Annotated in this window: 9 protein-coding genes, 1 tRNA gene and 3 rRNA genes; 10 read left to right on the plus strand and 3 right to left on the minus strand. The window is 54.8% G+C overall.

Annotation, left to right across the window (positions count from 1 at the left end; genetic code table 11):
* Positions 1 to 108 precede the first annotated feature (108 nt).
* Both hupA and KGP22_RS01050 read left to right on the plus strand, forming a co-directional pair.
* Positions 109 to 381: a nucleoid-associated protein HU-alpha gene (gene hupA / locus KGP22_RS01045; protein WP_002445246.1), complete on the plus strand. Its 273-nt coding sequence runs from the start codon at positions 109 to 111 to the stop codon at positions 379 to 381.
* Between the two features lie 11 nt (positions 382 to 392).
* On the plus strand, positions 393 to 1085 hold the full coding sequence (locus tag KGP22_RS01050) for a DUF1481 domain-containing protein (protein ID WP_223582360.1): 693 nt from the start codon (positions 393 to 395) through the stop codon (positions 1083 to 1085).
* Between the two features lie 58 nt (positions 1086 to 1143).
* Here KGP22_RS01050 and purD read toward each other — a convergent pair whose 3' ends face one another.
* Positions 1144 to 2436, minus strand: a complete 1293-nt coding sequence (gene purD / locus KGP22_RS01055; RefSeq protein WP_223580951.1) for a phosphoribosylamine--glycine ligase — start codon at positions 2434 to 2436, stop codon at positions 1144 to 1146.
* 15 nt (positions 2437 to 2451) lie between these two features.
* Positions 2452 to 4041 carry a bifunctional phosphoribosylaminoimidazolecarboxamide formyltransferase/IMP cyclohydrolase gene (gene purH, locus KGP22_RS01060; protein WP_223580953.1) on the minus strand — a complete coding sequence of 530 codons (1590 nt, stop codon included), beginning with the start codon at positions 4039 to 4041 and terminating at the stop codon, positions 2452 to 2454.
* A gap of 560 nt (positions 4042 to 4601) precedes the next feature.
* Here purH and KGP22_RS01065 point away from each other — a divergent pair.
* The 8 genes from KGP22_RS01065 (at position 4602) to aceK (ending at position 15729) form a co-directional block, all read left to right on the plus strand.
* Positions 4602 to 6141 (plus strand): 16S ribosomal RNA (locus KGP22_RS01065).
* A gap of 85 nt (positions 6142 to 6226) precedes the next feature.
* Positions 6227 to 6302 (plus strand) — tRNA-Glu (locus tag KGP22_RS01070).
* 182 nt (positions 6303 to 6484) lie between these two features.
* Positions 6485 to 9390: ribosomal RNA gene (locus KGP22_RS01075) — 23S ribosomal RNA — on the plus strand.
* A gap of 72 nt (positions 9391 to 9462) precedes the next feature.
* Positions 9463 to 9578 (plus strand): 5S ribosomal RNA (gene rrf, locus KGP22_RS01080).
* The 16S, 23S and 5S rRNA genes sit together here with 1 tRNA gene alongside, the layout of an rRNA operon.
* A gap of 223 nt (positions 9579 to 9801) precedes the next feature.
* On the plus strand, positions 9802 to 10731 hold the full coding sequence (gene metA / locus KGP22_RS01085; protein WP_008503405.1) for a homoserine O-succinyltransferase: 930 nt from the start codon (positions 9802 to 9804) through the stop codon (positions 10729 to 10731).
* Between the two features lie 270 nt (positions 10732 to 11001).
* Positions 11002 to 12603 (plus strand): malate synthase A, encoded by a 1602-nt coding sequence (gene aceB, locus KGP22_RS01090; RefSeq protein WP_223580955.1) that lies wholly within the window; start codon positions 11002 to 11004, stop codon positions 12601 to 12603.
* Between the two features lie 31 nt (positions 12604 to 12634).
* Positions 12635 to 13939 (plus strand): isocitrate lyase, encoded by a 1305-nt coding sequence (gene aceA / locus KGP22_RS01095; RefSeq protein WP_024906665.1) that lies wholly within the window; start codon positions 12635 to 12637, stop codon positions 13937 to 13939.
* A 50-nt stretch (positions 13940 to 13989) separates the two neighbouring features.
* Entirely contained in the window at positions 13990 to 15729 is a 1740-nt protein-coding gene (gene aceK / locus KGP22_RS01100; protein WP_223580957.1) for a bifunctional isocitrate dehydrogenase kinase/phosphatase, read from the plus strand.
* 68 nt (positions 15730 to 15797) lie between these two features.
* Here the strand turns inward: aceK and iclR are convergent, their stop codons facing one another.
* Positions 15798 to 16625: a glyoxylate bypass operon transcriptional repressor IclR gene (iclR, locus tag KGP22_RS01105; RefSeq protein ID WP_127729219.1), complete on the minus strand. Its 828-nt coding sequence runs from the start codon at positions 16623 to 16625 to the stop codon at positions 15798 to 15800.
* Between the last annotated feature and the right edge of the window lie 87 nt (positions 16626 to 16712).

The following is a 16712-nucleotide window of genomic DNA, read 5'->3' on the forward strand; positions in this document are numbered from 1 at the left end:
GGGGCGAAAAAAAGTGGCTATCGGTGCGTGTATGCAGGAGAGTGCTTTTTTGGCATTTTCGTCGCACTCGATGCTTAGCAAGCGATAAACACATTGAAAGGATAACTTATGAACAAGACTCAACTGATTGATGTAATTGCGGACAAGGCTGATCTGTCTAAAGTGCAGGCTAAAGCTGCTCTGGAATCTACCCTGGCTGCTATTACTGAGTCTCTGAAAGAAGGTGATGCTGTACAACTGGTTGGTTTCGGTACCTTCAAAGTGAACCACCGCGCTGAGCGTACTGGCCGCAACCCGCAGACCGGTAAAGAAATCAAAATCGCCGCAGCTAACGTGCCGGCATTTGTTTCTGGTAAAGCACTGAAAGACGCTGTTAAGTAAGACGCGTGGCAGTGAACAGTTTTAGCGAAGGGGCGGTAACGCCCCTTTTGTCTTTCTGGCGTGGAACGCTCGCGCTGGCAGGCATGCTGCTGCTGTCAGCCTGTAGCCACGACACCTCCCTGCCGCCGTTTACCGCCAGCGGTTACGCGGACAACCAGGGCGCGGTCAGGATCTGGCGCAAAGATTCCGGCGGCGAAGTTCATCTGCTTTCTGCCTTCAGCCCGTGGCATAACGGCAATACGTCGACTGCGGAATATCGCTGGCAGGGAGATGACCTGTCGCTGATTGAACTGAACGTCTACAGCAAAACCCCCGAACATGTGAAAGTGCGTTTTGACGACCATGGCGAGCTGAGCTTTATGCAGCGCGAAGTCAGCGGTCAAAAACAGCAGCTTTCCAGCGATCAAATCGCCCTCTACCGTTATCGTGCCGAACAAATCCGCCAGACCAGCGATGCGCTTCGTCTGGGCCGCGTTGTGCTGCGCCAGGGACGCTGGCATAGCGATGGTACGGTGACAACCTGCGAAGGGCAGACGGTCAAGCCTGAGCTCGAATCCTGGGCAACCGAACACATTCAACGCCGTCAGCGTCATTCATCAATGGAAGTGAGTGTGGCGTGGCTTGAGGCGCCGGAAGGCTCTCAGCTGCTGCTGGTGGCGAACGAAGACTTCTGCACCTGGCAGCCGACAGAGAAGAGTTTCTGAGGTAAATTCCCTCTCCCTTGAGGGAGAGGGTTAGGATGAGGGGGAACAGACGGTTCCGTTACTCCCCCTGCTCGCGCGCAATCGCGCGATAGCCGATATCCTGACGGCTAAAGCTACCGTTCCAGTGAATATCCGCCATCAGCGCATAGGCGCGCTTCTGCGCTTCTGCCACGGTATGGCCCAGCGCGGTTGCACACAGCACGCGGCCACCGTTGGTCAGAACGCGATCGTCCTCAGCCAGCTTCGTACCGGCGTGGAACACCTTCGCACCTTCAATCTCTTCCAGCGGCAGGCCGTGGATTTCATCACCGGTGCTGTAGTTGCCCGGATAACCACCCGCAGCAATCACCACGCCGAGAGACGCACGCTCGTCCCACTCGGAGGTTTTCTCGTCCAGCTTGCCATCGCAGGCTGCCAGACACAGATCCACCAGATCGGATTTCATGCGCAGCATGATTGGCTGCGTTTCCGGATCGCCAAAGCGGCAGTTGAATTCGATGACCTTAGGGTTACCCTGCTTGTCGATCATCAGACCTGCGTAAAGGAAACCGGTGTAGGTATTCCCTTCTGCCGCCATTCCCTTCACGGTCGGCCAGATGATGCGATCCATGGTGCGCTGGTGAACTTCGTCAGTCACTACCGGAGCGGGGGAGTAAGCGCCCATTCCACCGGTATTCGGGCCGGTATCGCCATTGCCCACACGCTTGTGGTCCTGGCTGGTGGCCATCGGCAGAACGTGCTCGCCGTCTACCATCACGATGAAGCTTGCTTCTTCACCGTCGAGGAACTCTTCGATCACGATGCGGTGGCCCGCATCACCGAAAGCATTGCCCGCCAGCATGTCCTGAACTGCGGCTTCGGCTTCGTCGAGCGTCATCGCGACGATCACGCCTTTACCGGCGGCCAGACCGTCGGCCTTGATAACAATCGGCGCGCCCTTCTCACGTAAGTAGGCCAGAGCAGGCTCCACTTCAGTGAAATTCTGATATTCCGCCGTCGGGATGTTATGACGCGCGAGGAAATCTTTGGTGAAGGCTTTGGAGCCTTCCAGCTGCGCGGCGCCTTCCGTTGGGCCGAAAATTTTCAGGCCCGCTGCGCGGAACGCATCCACCACGCCAATCACCAGCGGCGCTTCCGGGCCGACGATGGTCAGGTCGATTTTCTCGCTCTGGGCAAAACTCAGCAGCGCCGGAATGTCGGTCACGCCGATAGCCACGTTCTGCAGCGCGGGTTCCAGTGCGGTACCGGCGTTGCCCGGTGCCACGAAGACCGTTGTCACCAGCGGAGACTGCGCCGCTTTCCACGCCAGCGCGTGCTCGCGTCCGCCGTTACCAATCACTAATACTTTCATTTTCAGCTCCGGGAATTAATGGCGGAAGTGGCGCATGTCGGTGAAGATCATCGCGATGCCGTGTTCATCGGCAGCGGCAATCACTTCGTCGTCGCGGATTGAACCGCCTGGCTGGATCACGCAGGTGATGCCGACAGCGGCTGCGGCGTCGATGCCGTCACGGAACGGGAAGAAGGCGTCAGAGGCCATGGCGGAGCCTTTGACTTCCAGACCTTCGTCACCTGCTTTAATACCTGCGATTTTCGCAGAGTAAACGCGGCTCATCTGGCCTGCGCCTATCCCGATGGTCATGTTCTCTTTCGCGTAGACGATGGCGTTGGATTTCACGAACTTCGCCACTTTCCAGCAGAACAGCGCGTCACGCAGTTCCTGTTCGGTCGGCTGGCGTTTGGTCACCACGCGCAGGTCGGCTTCTGTCACCATGCCCAGATCGCGGTCCTGAACCAGCAGGCCGCCGTTTACGCGTTTGAAGTCCAGGCCCGGCACGCGTTCTGCCCACTGGCCGCAAATCAGTACGCGCACGTTCTGTTTTGCCGCGGTGATTTTCAGCGCTGCTTCAGATGCGGATGGCGCGATAATCACTTCGACAAACTGGCGGGAGATGATGGCCTGTGCGGTTTCAGCATCCAGCTCGCGGTTGAAGGCGATAATGCCGCCGAACGCGGAGGTCGGGTCGGTTTTGTAGGCGCGATCGTAGGCATCCAGAATAGAGGTGCTCACGGCAACGCCGCATGGGTTCGCGTGCTTGACGATAACGCAGGCAGGCTCGCTGAACTCTTTCACGCATTCCAGCGCGGCGTCGGTGTCAGCAATGTTGTTATAGGAGAGCGCTTTGCCCTGAACCTGCTGAGCGGTCGCAACAGAGGCTTCTTTTACCTCTTCTTCTATATAGAAGGCCGCCTGCTGGTGGCTGTTCTCACCGTAACGCATATCCTGCTTCTTAATGAAGTTCAGGTTCAGGGTGCGCGGGAAGCGGCCTGAAGGATCTTTGCTTTCACCGTGGTAAGCCGGCACCAGGCTACCGAAGTAGTTGGCGATCATGCTGTCATACGCTGCGGTGTGCTCGAAAGCTTTAATGGCGAGGTCGAAACGGGTATCCAGAGTCAGTGACCCTTCGTTGGCATCCATCTCATTAATAATGGTCTCGTAATCGCTGCTCTTCACCACGATAGCCACATCTTTATGGTTCTTGGCTGCTGAGCGCACCATGGTTGGGCCGCCGATATCAATATTCTCTACGGCATCCTCCAGAGAACAGCCTTCGCGGGCAACGGTCTGGGCAAACGGGTAGAGGTTAACGACAACCATGTCGATCGGCGCGATGTCGTGCTGTTCCATAATGGCGTCGTCCTGGCCGCGACGGCCAAGAATACCGCCGTGGACTTTCGGATGCAGGGTTTTGACGCGTCCATCCATCATTTCCGGGAAACCGGTGTAATCGGACACTTCGGTTACCGGCAGACCTTTATCTGCTAACAAGCGAGCGGTACCGCCTGTAGAAAGCAGTTCTACACCGCGTGCAGAAAGTGCCTGAGCGAATTCGACGATACCGGCTTTATCAGAAACACTGAGCAGAGCGCGGCGGACTGGACGACGTTGTTGCATGGTAAATCCCCTGGATTTCACGATTACAGAGAGCGTTAGATGAATTTTCCTGCGAAAAACTCATCTAACACACCTGACGAGGCATCCTTGTTAAGCGCGAGCATTTTAACGAAAACGTTTGCGCAACGCTCGCACATTTTCACTTTTTCGCATCACTGTGGATAACTTTGTGCATAAAATGGTATAAGGCGGGGTTTTGCTGGGGAATGCAGCAGTCAGCCATTTTTTTGCAACTTTTCGGTTGCGGTCGTTCGGGAACTCCCTATAATGCGCCTCCATCGACACGGCGGATGTGAATCACTTCACAAACAGCCCGGTCGGTTGAAGAGAAAAAATCCTGCAATAACGGGTTGACTCTGAAAGAGGAAAGCGTAATATACGCCACCTCGCAACGGCGAGCGAAAGCCGCGTTGCACTGCTCTTTAACAATTTATCAGACAATCTGTGTGGGCACTCAAAGTGACATGGATTCTTAACGTCCTCGGACGAAAAATGAATACCAAGTCTCTGAGTGAACATACGTAATTCATTACGAAGTTTAATTCACGAGCATCAAACTTAAATTGAAGAGTTTGATCATGGCTCAGATTGAACGCTGGCGGCAGGCCTAACACATGCAAGTCGAGCGGTAGCACAGGGAGCTTGCTCCTGGGTGACGAGCGGCGGACGGGTGAGTAATGTCTGGGAAACTGCCTGATGGAGGGGGATAACTACTGGAAACGGTAGCTAATACCGCATAACGTCGCAAGACCAAAGAGGGGGACCTTCGGGCCTCTTGCCATCAGATGTGCCCAGATGGGATTAGCTAGTAGGTGGGGTAACGGCTCACCTAGGCGACGATCCCTAGCTGGTCTGAGAGGATGACCAGCCACACTGGAACTGAGACACGGTCCAGACTCCTACGGGAGGCAGCAGTGGGGAATATTGCACAATGGGCGCAAGCCTGATGCAGCCATGCCGCGTGTATGAAGAAGGCCTTCGGGTTGTAAAGTACTTTCAGCGGGGAGGAAGGCGTTGTGGTTAATAACCACAGCGATTGACGTTACCCGCAGAAGAAGCACCGGCTAACTCCGTGCCAGCAGCCGCGGTAATACGGAGGGTGCAAGCGTTAATCGGAATTACTGGGCGTAAAGCGCACGCAGGCGGTCTGTCAAGTCGGATGTGAAATCCCCGGGCTCAACCTGGGAACTGCATTCGAAACTGGCAGGCTAGAGTCTTGTAGAGGGGGGTAGAATTCCAGGTGTAGCGGTGAAATGCGTAGAGATCTGGAGGAATACCGGTGGCGAAGGCGGCCCCCTGGACAAAGACTGACGCTCAGGTGCGAAAGCGTGGGGAGCAAACAGGATTAGATACCCTGGTAGTCCACGCCGTAAACGATGTCGACTTGGAGGTTGTGCCCTTGAGGCGTGGCTTCCGGAGCTAACGCGTTAAGTCGACCGCCTGGGGAGTACGGCCGCAAGGTTAAAACTCAAATGAATTGACGGGGGCCCGCACAAGCGGTGGAGCATGTGGTTTAATTCGATGCAACGCGAAGAACCTTACCTACTCTTGACATCCAGAGAACTTTCCAGAGATGGATTGGTGCCTTCGGGAACTCTGAGACAGGTGCTGCATGGCTGTCGTCAGCTCGTGTTGTGAAATGTTGGGTTAAGTCCCGCAACGAGCGCAACCCTTATCCTTTGTTGCCAGCGGTTAGGCCGGGAACTCAAAGGAGACTGCCAGTGATAAACTGGAGGAAGGTGGGGATGACGTCAAGTCATCATGGCCCTTACGAGTAGGGCTACACACGTGCTACAATGGCGCATACAAAGAGAAGCGACCTCGCGAGAGCAAGCGGACCTCATAAAGTGCGTCGTAGTCCGGATTGGAGTCTGCAACTCGACTCCATGAAGTCGGAATCGCTAGTAATCGTAGATCAGAATGCTACGGTGAATACGTTCCCGGGCCTTGTACACACCGCCCGTCACACCATGGGAGTGGGTTGCAAAAGAAGTAGGTAGCTTAACCTTCGGGAGGGCGCTTACCACTTTGTGATTCATGACTGGGGTGAAGTCGTAACAAGGTAACCGTAGGGGAACCTGCGGTTGGATCACCTCCTTACCTTAAAGAACCTGCCTTTGCAGTGCTCACACAGATTGTCTGATGAAAAGTAAATAGCAAGGCGTCTTGCGATTGAGACTTCAGTGTCCCCTTCGTCTAGAGGCCCAGGACACCGCCCTTTCACGGCGGTAACAGGGGTTCGAATCCCCTAGGGGACGCCACTTGCTGGTTCGTGAGTGAAAGTCACCTGCCGTCATATCTCAAAACTGACTTGCGAGTCACGTTTGAGATATTTGCTCTTTAAAAATCTGGATCAAGCTGAAAATTGAAACGACACATCTTAATGGTGTGTTCGAGTCTCTCAAATTTTCGCAATCAGAAGTGAAACATCTTCGGGTTGTGAGGTTAAGCGACTAAGCGTACACGGTGGATGCCCTGGCAGTCAGAGGCGATGAAGGACGTGCTAATCTGCGAAAAGCGCCGGCGAGGTGATATGAACCTTTGACCCGGCGATGTCCGAATGGGGAAACCCAGTGCAATTCGTTGCACTATCGTTAACTGAATACATAGGTTAACGAGGCGAACCGGGGGAACTGAAACATCTAAGTACCCCGAGGAAAAGAAATCAACCGAGATTCCCCCAGTAGCGGCGAGCGAACGGGGAGCAGCCCAGAGTCTGAATCAGCTTGTGTGTTAGTGGAAGCGTCTGGAAAGTCGCACGGTACAGGGTGACAGTCCCGTACACGAAAGCACACAGGCTGTGAACTCGAAGAGTAGGGCGGGACACGTGGTATCCTGTCTGAATATGGGGGGACCATCCTCCAAGGCTAAATACTCCTGACTGACCGATAGTGAACCAGTACCGTGAGGGAAAGGCGAAAAGAACCCCGGCGAGGGGAGTGAAAAAGAACCTGAAACCGTGTACGTACAAGCAGTGGGAGCACCTTCGTGGTGTGACTGCGTACCTTTTGTATAATGGGTCAGCGACTTATATTCTGTAGCAAGGTTAACCGTATAGGGGAGCCGAAGGGAAACCGAGTCTTAACTGGGCGTTAAGTTGCAGGGTATAGACCCGAAACCCGGTGATCTAGCCATGGGCAGGTTGAAGGTTGGGTAACACTAACTGGAGGACCGAACCGACTAATGTTGAAAAATTAGCGGATGACTTGTGGCTGGGGGTGAAAGGCCAATCAAACCGGGAGATAGCTGGTTCTCCCCGAAAGCTATTTAGGTAGCGCCTCGTGAACTCATCTTCGGGGGTAGAGCACTGTTTCGGCTAGGGGGCCATCCCGGCTTACCAACCCGATGCAAACTACGAATACCGAAGAATGTTATCACGGGAGACACACGGCGGGTGCTAACGTCCGTCGTGAAGAGGGAAACAACCCAGACCGCCAGCTAAGGTCCCAAAGTCATGGTTAAGTGGGAAACGATGTGGGAAGGCACAGACAGCCAGGATGTTGGCTTAGAAGCAGCCATCATTTAAAGAAAGCGTAATAGCTCACTGGTCGAGTCGGCCTGCGCGGAAGATGTAACGGGGCTAAACCATGCACCGAAGCTGCGGCAGCGACGCTTATGCGTTGTTGGGTAGGGGAGCGTTCTGTAAGCCGTTGAAGGTGTGCTGTGAGGCATGCTGGAGGTATCAGAAGTGCGAATGCTGACATAAGTAACGATAAAGCGGGTGAAAAGCCCGCTCGCCGGAAGACCAAGGGTTCCTGTCCAACGTTAATCGGGGCAGGGTGAGTCGACCCCTAAGGCGAGGCCGAAAGGCGTAGTCGATGGGAAACAGGTTAATATTCCTGTACTTGGTGTTACTGCGAAGGGGGGACGGAGAAGGCTATGTTAGCCGGGCGACGGTTGTCCCGGTTTAAGCATGTAGGCGGAACGATTAGGTAAATCCGGTCGTTTTTTAACGCTGAGGTGTGATGACGAGGCACTACGGTGCTGAAGTAACAAATGCCCTGCTTCCAGGAAAAGCCTCTAAGCATCAGGTAACATCAAATCGTACCCCAAACCGACACAGGTGGTCAGGTAGAGAATACCAAGGCGCTTGAGAGAACTCGGGTGAAGGAACTAGGCAAAATGGTGCCGTAACTTCGGGAGAAGGCACGCTGATATGTAGGTGAAGCCCCTGCGGGTGGAGCTGAAATCAGTCGAAGATACCAGCTGGCTGCAACTGTTTATTAAAAACACAGCACTGTGCAAACACGAAAGTGGACGTATACGGTGTGACGCCTGCCCGGTGCCGGAAGGTTAATTGATGGGGTTAGCGGTAACGCGAAGCTCTTGATCGAAGCCCCGGTAAACGGCGGCCGTAACTATAACGGTCCTAAGGTAGCGAAATTCCTTGTCGGGTAAGTTCCGACCTGCACGAATGGCGTAATGATGGCCAGGCTGTCTCCACCCGAGACTCAGTGAAATTGAACTCGCTGTGAAGATGCAGTGTACCCGCGGCAAGACGGAAAGACCCCGTGAACCTTTACTATAGCTTGACACTGAACACTGGTCCTTGATGTGTAGGATAGGTGGGAGGCTTTGAAGCGTGGACGCCAGTCTGCGTGGAGCCGTCCTTGAAATACCACCCTTTAATGGCTGGTGTTCTAACGTAGACCCGTGATCCGGGTTGCGGACAGTGTCTGGTGGGTAGTTTGACTGGGGCGGTCTCCTCCCAAAGAGTAACGGAGGAGCACGAAGGTTAGCTAATCCTGGTCGGACATCAGGAGGTTAGTGCAATGGCATAAGCTAGCTTGACTGCGAGAGTGACGGCTCGAGCAGGTGCGAAAGCAGGTCATAGTGATCCGGTGGTTCTGAATGGAAGGGCCATCGCTCAACGGATAAAAGGTACTCCGGGGATAACAGGCTGATACCGCCCAAGAGTTCATATCGACGGCGGTGTTTGGCACCTCGATGTCGGCTCATCACATCCTGGGGCTGAAGTAGGTCCCAAGGGTATGGCTGTTCGCCATTTAAAGTGGTACGCGAGCTGGGTTTAGAACGTCGTGAGACAGTTCGGTCCCTATCTGCCGTGGGCGCTGGAGAATTGAGGGGGGCTGCTCCTAGTACGAGAGGACCGGAGTGGACGCATCACTGGTGTTCGGGTTGTCATGCCAATGGCACTGCCCGGTAGCTAAATGCGGAAAAGATAAGTGCTGAAAGCATCTAAGCACGAAACTTGCCCCGAGATGAGTTCTCCCTGACCCTTTAAGGGTCCTGAAGGAACGTTGAAGACGACGACGTTGATAGGTCGGGTGTGTAAGCGCAGCGATGCGTTGAGCTAACCGATACTAATGAACCGTGAGGCTTAACCTTACAACGCCGAAGATGTTTTGGCGAAGAGACAAAACAATCAATTTCAGCCTGATACAGATTTAACAGAATTTGCCTGGCGGCTTTAGCGCGGTGGTCCCACCTGACCCCATGCCGAACTCAGAAGTGAAACGCCGTAGCGCCGATGGTAGTGTGGGGTCTCCCCATGTTAGAGTAGGGAACTGCCAGGCATCAAACATAAGAACCCCGTACCGAAAGGTGCGGGGTTTTTTGCTTTTGTTTTCCGCCCTCTCCCTGTGGGAGATAGACGGGGTGAGGGCATCAAACCGTACCATTCTCTCCTTGAAACTTTCTCACCTTCCGCTTGCAGACTCGACATTCAAACCGTTTCTGGGTATCGTTAGCTATCTGGATGTCTAAACGTTTATACGTATGCTGTGAGGATATAAAGCTATGCCGATTCGGGTGCAGGACGAGCTACCAGCCGTCAATTTCTTGCGTGAAGAAAATGTCTTTGTCATGACGACTTCACGTGCGACAGGTCAGGAAATTCGCCCGCTGAAGGTGCTTATTCTCAATCTGATGCCAAAAAAGATCGAAACAGAAAACCAGTTCCTGCGTCTTCTGTCGAACTCCCCGCTGCAGGTCGATATTCAGCTGCTGCGAATCGATGCCCGTGAGTCACGCAACACGCCTTCTGAGCATCTGAACAATTTCTACTGTAACTTCGATGACATTCAGGGTGAAAATTTCGACGGACTGATTGTGACCGGCGCGCCGCTCGGTCTGGTTGAATTTAACGATGTCGCCTACTGGCCGCAGATCAAACAGGTTCTGGAGTGGGCAAAAGATCACGTCACGTCCACGCTGTTTGTCTGTTGGGCGGTACAGGCCGCACTGAATATTCTTTATGGCATCCCGAAGCAAACCCGCACTGAAAAGCTCTCCGGCGTATACGAACACCACATTCTCCATCCACATGCGTTGCTGACGCGTGGTTTCGATGATTCTTTCCTGGCCCCGCATTCTCGCTACGCCGATTTTCCGGCCCAGCTAATTCGTGATTACACCGATCTGGAGATCCTGGCCGAAACGGAAGATGGCGACGCTTACCTGTTTGCCAGTAAAGATAAGCGCATTGCCTTTGTGACCGGACATCCTGAGTACGATCCGCACACCCTTGCATCAGAGTATTTCCGTGATGTCGAAGCGGGTCTTAACCCGGATGTCCCGTACAACTATTTCCCGAAAGACGATCCACAAAACAAACCGAGAGCTACCTGGCGCAGCCACGGGAATTTGCTTTTTACTAACTGGCTCAACTATTACGTCTACCAGATAACACCATACGATCTGCGTCACATGAATCCAACGCTGGAGTAATCGTCTGCACTAAACGATCCTAAAGCGTTTCAGCTATTCAAATCAGGCACCTTCGGGTGCCTTTTTTATTTCCGAAATATAACTCACCATTCTGTAAAACTTTAATCTTAATAAAATCAATAAATTAATTGATATTTATAATTAAAATGGAAATTGTTTTTGATTTTAGAAAAAATGGAGATAGTCTTAATTCTGCTGAGCGAAAACTACCCAACGATCTTTCGTTCGCATCGGGAGCGTGATTTTGGATCTTTGATGAGGAGCAGAGTAATGACTCAACAGGCAACGACGGTCGATGAACTGGCCTTTACCCAGCCGTATGGTGAGCAAGAACAGCAGGTATTGACGGCAGAAGCGGTAGAATTTCTGACTGAACTGGTGACCCGCTTTACGCCGCAGCGTAATAAGCTGCTGGCGGCACGCATTCATCAGCAGCAGGAAATTGATAACGGCAAGTTGCCTGGTTTTATTTCGGAAACCGCTTCCATTCGCCGTGGCGAGTGGAAAATCCGCGGCATCCCTGAAGATTTACAGGATCGTCGCGTTGAGATCACCGGTCCGGTAGAGCGAAAAATGGTGATCAACGCCATGAACGCGAACGTTAAGGTCTTCATGGCCGATTTTGAAGATTCCCTGGCGCCGGACTGGCGTAAGGTCATCGAGGGGCAGATCAACCTGCGCGACGCCGTGAACGGCACCATCAGCTATACCAACGAAGCCGGTAAAATTTACCAGCTCAAACCGAACCCGGCGGTGCTGATCTGCCGCGTGCGCGGCCTGCACCTGCCTGAAAAACATGTCACCTGGCGTGGGGAAGCCATTCCGGGCAGCCTGTTTGATTTCGCGCTCTATTTCTTCCACAACTATAAAGCCCTGCTGGCGAAGGGCAGCGGCCCGTATTTCTATCTGCCTAAAACGCAGGCCTGGCAGGAAGCAGCCTGGTGGAGCGAGGTCTTCAGCTACGCGGAAGATCGTTTCAATCTGCCGCGCGGCACCATCAAAGCTACCCTACTGATTGAAACGCTGCCTGCCGTATTCCAGATGAATGAAATTCTGCACGCCCTGCGTGACCACATTGTCGGTCTGAACTGCGGACGCTGGGACTATATTTTCAGCTACATCAAAACCCTGAAAAACTATCCCGATCGCGTGCTTCCGGATCGCCAGGTCGTGACCATGGATAAACCGTTCCTGAGCGCCTACTCGCGTCTGCTGATCAAAACCTGCCACAAGCGCGGCGCCTTTGCGATGGGCGGCATGGCGGCTTTTATCCCAAGCAAAGACGCAGAGCGCAACAATCAGGTGCTCAACAAGGTGAAAGCCGATAAAGAGCTTGAAGCCCGTAACGGTCACGACGGCACGTGGATTGCGCATCCCGGCCTGGCCGATACGGCAATGGAGGTCTTCAACCGCGTCCTCGGTGACAACAAAAACCAGCTGTTTGTCACACGTGAAGACGATGCCCCAACGGCTGAAGAACAGCTGCTGGCCCCGTGCGCGGGCGAACGGACGGAAGAGGGGATGCGGGCCAATATCCGCGTTGCGGTACAGTACATCGAAGCGTGGATCTCCGGCAACGGCTGCGTGCCGATCTACGGCCTGATGGAAGATGCCGCGACGGCGGAGATCTCACGAACCTCTATCTGGCAGTGGATCCACCATCAAAAAACGCTCAGCAACGGCAAACCGGTAACCAAGACCCTGTTCCGCCAGATGCTCGTCGAAGAGATGCGGGTGATCCAGGACGAGCTGGGCGAACACCGCTTCAGCAGCGGACGCTTTGATGACGCCGCGCGCCTGATGGAGCAAATCACCACATCAGATGACTTAATCGACTTCCTGACCCTGCCGGGCTACCGCTTCCTGGCGTAATCCACCACATAACAATATGGAGCATCTGCACATGAAAACCCGTACCCAACAAATCGAAGAATTGAAGAAAGAGTGGACACAACCTCGCTGGGAAGGCATCCGCCGTCCTTACAGCGCTGAGGAAGTGGTGAAATTACGCGGCTCGGTCAATCCGGAATGCACGCTGGCGCAAAATGGCGCGGCGAAAATGTGGAAGCTGCTGCACGGTGGTTCCAAAAAAGGCTACATCAACAGCCTCGGTGCGCTGACCGGCGGTCAGGCTCTGCAGCAGGCGAAGGCGGGTATTGAGGCTATTTACCTCTCCGGCTGGCAGGTCGCGGCGGACGCCAACCTGGCCTCCAGCATGTATCCGGATCAGTCGCTCTATCCGGCTAACTCCGTGCCGTCGGTCGTGGATCGGATCAACAACACCTTCCGCCGTGCGGATCAGATCCAGTGGGCTGCCGGTATCGAACCTGGCGATCCGCGCTTTATTGATTACTTCCTGCCGATCGTTGCGGATGCGGAAGCGGGCTTCGGCGGCGTGCTGAACGCCTTCGAGCTGATGAAATCGATGATTGAGGCCGGTGCAGCGGCCGTTCACTTCGAAGACCAGCTGGCGTCAGTGAAGAAGTGCGGACATATGGGCGGTAAAGTGCTGGTTCCTACACAGGAAGCGGTTCAGAAGCTGGTTGCCGCACGTCTGGCTGCTGACGTGCTCGGCGTGCCGACGCTGGTCATTGCCCGTACCGATGCGGACGCGGCTGACCTGATCACCTCTGACTGCGATCCGTACGACAGCGAGTTCATCACCGGCGAGCGCACCAGTGAAGGCTTCTATCGTACCCACGCGGGTATCGAGCAGGCTATCAGCCGTGGTCTGGCGTACGCGCCTTACGCGGATCTGGTCTGGTGTGAAACGTCCACGCCGGATCTGGCGCTGGCGAAACGCTTCGCTGATGCTATTCATGCGAAGTACCCGGGCAAACTGCTGGCCTACAACTGCTCGCCGTCCTTCAACTGGCAGAAAAAGTTGGATGACAAAACCATCGCCAGCTTCCAGCAGCAGCTGTCCGACATGGGCTACAAATACCAGTTCATTACCCTGGCCGGTATCCACAGCATGTGGTTCAACATGTTCGACCTGGCGCACGCCTACGCGCAGGGTGAGGGCATGAAGCACTACGTTGAGAAGGTGCAGCAGCCGGAATTTGCGGCGGGCAAAGATGGTTATACCTTCGTCTCTCACCAGCAGGAAGTGGGAACCGGCTACTTCGATAACGTGACCACGATCATTCAGGGCGGCACCTCCTCCGTCACCGCCTTGACGGGTTCAACGGAAGAAGCACAGTTCTAATCTTTCCCCCTCTCCCCCTTGGGGAGAGGGCTGGTGGTGAGGGGGAATATATGTCGCGTGGCCTGGAATTACTGATTGCCCAAACTATTTTGCAGGGCTTCGATGCCCAGTATGGTCGTTTTCTTGAAGTGACCTCCGGCGCGCAGCAGCGCTTCGAACATGCAGACTGGCATGCGGTTCAGCAGGCCATGAAGCAGCGTATCCATCTCTACGATCACCACGTGGGTCTGGTGGTGGAGCAGCTGCGCTGTATTACCGACGGTAAAAGTCCGGACGCGGAATTTTTACTGCGCGTGAAGGAGCACTACACCCATCTGTTACCCGACTACCCGCGCTTCGAGATTGCGGAGAGCTTTTTCAACTCCGTCTATTGCCGGTTATTTGACCACCGCTCATTATCTCCTGAGCGGTTATTTATCTTCAGCTCCCAGCCCGAGCGGCGCTTTCGTACCATTCCGCGTCCGCTGGCGAAAGATTTCTTTCCCGATCGCGGATGGGAAAAGCTCCTGCACCGCGTGCTAACGGATTTGCCGCTGCGCCTGCCCTGGGAGAATAAAACTCGGGATATCGGGTATATCCACGCCCATCTCAACGAAACCTTCGGCGCGGAGGTGCTCAGCCGCAGCCATTTGCAGGTTGCCAACGAGCTTTTCTACCGCAATAAAGCTGCCTGGATGGTGGGTAAACTGGTTACCCCTACGGCCATCGTGCCGTTTCTGTTACCGATCCACCGTACAGACGACGGGGAACTGTTTGTCGATACCTGCCTGACCACCGGCGCCGAGGCCAGCATCGTGTTTGGCTTCGCACGCTCCTATTTTATGGTCTATGCACCGTTACCTGCCGCGCTGGTGGAGTGGCTGCGCGAGATCCTGCCGGGTAAAACCACGGCAGAGCTGTATATGGCCATCGGTTGCCAGAAGCACGCCAAAACGGAAAGCTACCGGGAATACTTGCGCTATGTCACCACGGCCGATGAGCAGTTCATCGAAGCGCCCGGCATTCGCGGCATGGTGATGCTGGTGTTTACGCTGCCGGGTTTCGACCGGGTATTTAAGGTGATCAAAGACAGATTCGCGCCGCAGAAAGAGATGACCGCCGCGCACGTCCGCGCCTGCTACCAGCTGGTTAAGGAACACGACCGCGTCGGTCGCATGGCGGATACCCAGGAATTCGAAAACTTTGTGCTGGATAAGCAGCAGATCGACCCGGCGCTCATGGCGCTGTTAATGCAGGAAGCTCCCGCGAAAATCACCGATTTGGGTGATAAAATCGTGATTAGCCATCTCTATATTGAACGCCGCATGGTGCCGCTGAATATCTGGCTGGAGCAGTCCGAAGGTCAGGCTTTAAGAGATGCGATTGAAGAGTACGGCAACGCGATTCGCCAGCTTGCCGCCGCCAATATCTTCCCGGGCGATATGCTGTTCAAAAACTTCGGCGTTACCCGTCACGGGCGGGTGGTGTTCTACGATTACGACGAAATTTGCTACATGACTGAAGTGAATTTCCGCGATATCCCACCGCCCCGCTACCCGGAAGATGAGCTTTCCGGTGAGCCGTGGTACAGCGTCTCGCCGGGCGATGTTTTTCCCGAAGAGTTTCGCCACTGGCTGTGCGCCGACCCGCGCATCGGGCCGCTATTCGAAGAAATGCATGAGGATCTGTTCCGTGCCAGCTACTGGCGCGGGCTGCAAACGCGGATCAAAAATGGGCACGTGGAAGATGTGTATGCATATCGGCGTAAGCAGCGGTTTTGCATCCGGTTTTCTCCCTCGCTCGCAGGGTAAGGGCGTTATGTTTTCTCCCTCTCCCTGTGGGAGAGGGCCGGGGTGAGGGTGTCAGGCCGCACTCAATCTTAACGAATCCCACCGTACGCCAGCGTCACCTCTTTCGCCGCCTTAATCACCAGCGCACCCAGTTCGGTCACGCGGTCATCGGTCATGCGCGAAATCGGTCCGGAGATGGAGATGGCGGCAAACGGCTCGCGGTGCTCGTCAAAAATACAGGCTGCGATACAGCGCAGGCCCAGAGCATGTTCTTCATCATCAAACGAATAGCCGCGCTTGCGGGTCAGAGCAAGATCTTCTTTTAAATGCACGGGCGAGACCAGGGTGGCGTGGGTATAGGCGTGTAGCCCTTTACGGTGCAGCAGGCCCGTCACCTGCTCTTCGCTCAGCTGTGACAGAAATGCCTTTCCCGCGCCGGAAGCGTGCATCGGCAGCTTGCCGCCAATCGGCGCGGACATGCGCATCAGCTGCGTGCACTGCACCTGGTCGATGATAATCGCCTGATGGTCGCTCTGGTCCAGCACCGCCAGGTTTACGGTCTCACCGGAGTCCTCCATCAGCTTGCGCAGAATCGGGTGAACAATCGCCAGCAGGTTGCGGCTCTGCAGGAAGCTGCTGCCAACGATAAATGCATGCGCGCCCACCGCCCAGTGCCCCAGCTCGCCCACCTGGCGGACAAAGCCCAGCTGCTGCATGGTGGTCAGAAGACGGTGCGTCGTGGAGTTCGGCAGGCCAGCCTGCTGGGCAAGCTCCGTCAGGGCCACGCTGCTGTGCGACTCGGCTATCCACTCCAGCAGCTTCAAACCGCGCGTGAGCGATTGAACCTGTCCGCCCTGTTGTGCGGTGGTGGCAGCAGCAGGTTTTCTGCCGCGTTTAGCGGGAACGGTCGCGACCATGACGATCTCCTTTTTCTGTATCGTGGAAATCATTTTCGTTTTATTTGGTGAATTTGCAACCGTTATCCTGACTGATCGGAGGAGTGA

The organism is Enterobacter sp. JBIWA005 (genome assembly GCF_019968805.1).
Taxonomy (GTDB): Bacteria; Pseudomonadota; Gammaproteobacteria; order Enterobacterales; family Enterobacteriaceae; genus Enterobacter; species Enterobacter vonholyi.

What these genes read in the sequence shown, in the direction of transcription:
- hupA (WP_002445246.1), top strand. Translation starts at nt 109, where the DNA reads ATGAACAAGACTCAACTGATTGATGTAATTGCGGACAAGGCTGATCTG.
- purD (WP_223580951.1), bottom strand. Translation starts at nt 2,436, where the DNA reads ATGAAAGTATTAGTGATTGGTAACGGCGGACGCGAGCACGCGCTGGCG.
- purH (WP_223580953.1), bottom strand. Translation starts at nt 4,041, where the DNA reads ATGCAACAACGTCGTCCAGTCCGCCGCGCTCTGCTCAGTGTTTCTGAT.
- metA (WP_008503405.1), top strand. Translation starts at nt 9,802, where the DNA reads ATGCCGATTCGGGTGCAGGACGAGCTACCAGCCGTCAATTTCTTGCGT.
- aceB (WP_223580955.1), top strand. Translation starts at nt 11,002, where the DNA reads ATGACTCAACAGGCAACGACGGTCGATGAACTGGCCTTTACCCAGCCG.
- aceA (WP_024906665.1), top strand. Translation starts at nt 12,635, where the DNA reads ATGAAAACCCGTACCCAACAAATCGAAGAATTGAAGAAAGAGTGGACA.
- aceK (WP_223580957.1), top strand. Translation starts at nt 13,990, where the DNA reads ATGTCGCGTGGCCTGGAATTACTGATTGCCCAAACTATTTTGCAGGGC.
- iclR (WP_127729219.1), bottom strand. Translation starts at nt 16,625, where the DNA reads ATGGTCGCGACCGTTCCCGCTAAACGCGGCAGAAAACCTGCTGCTGCC.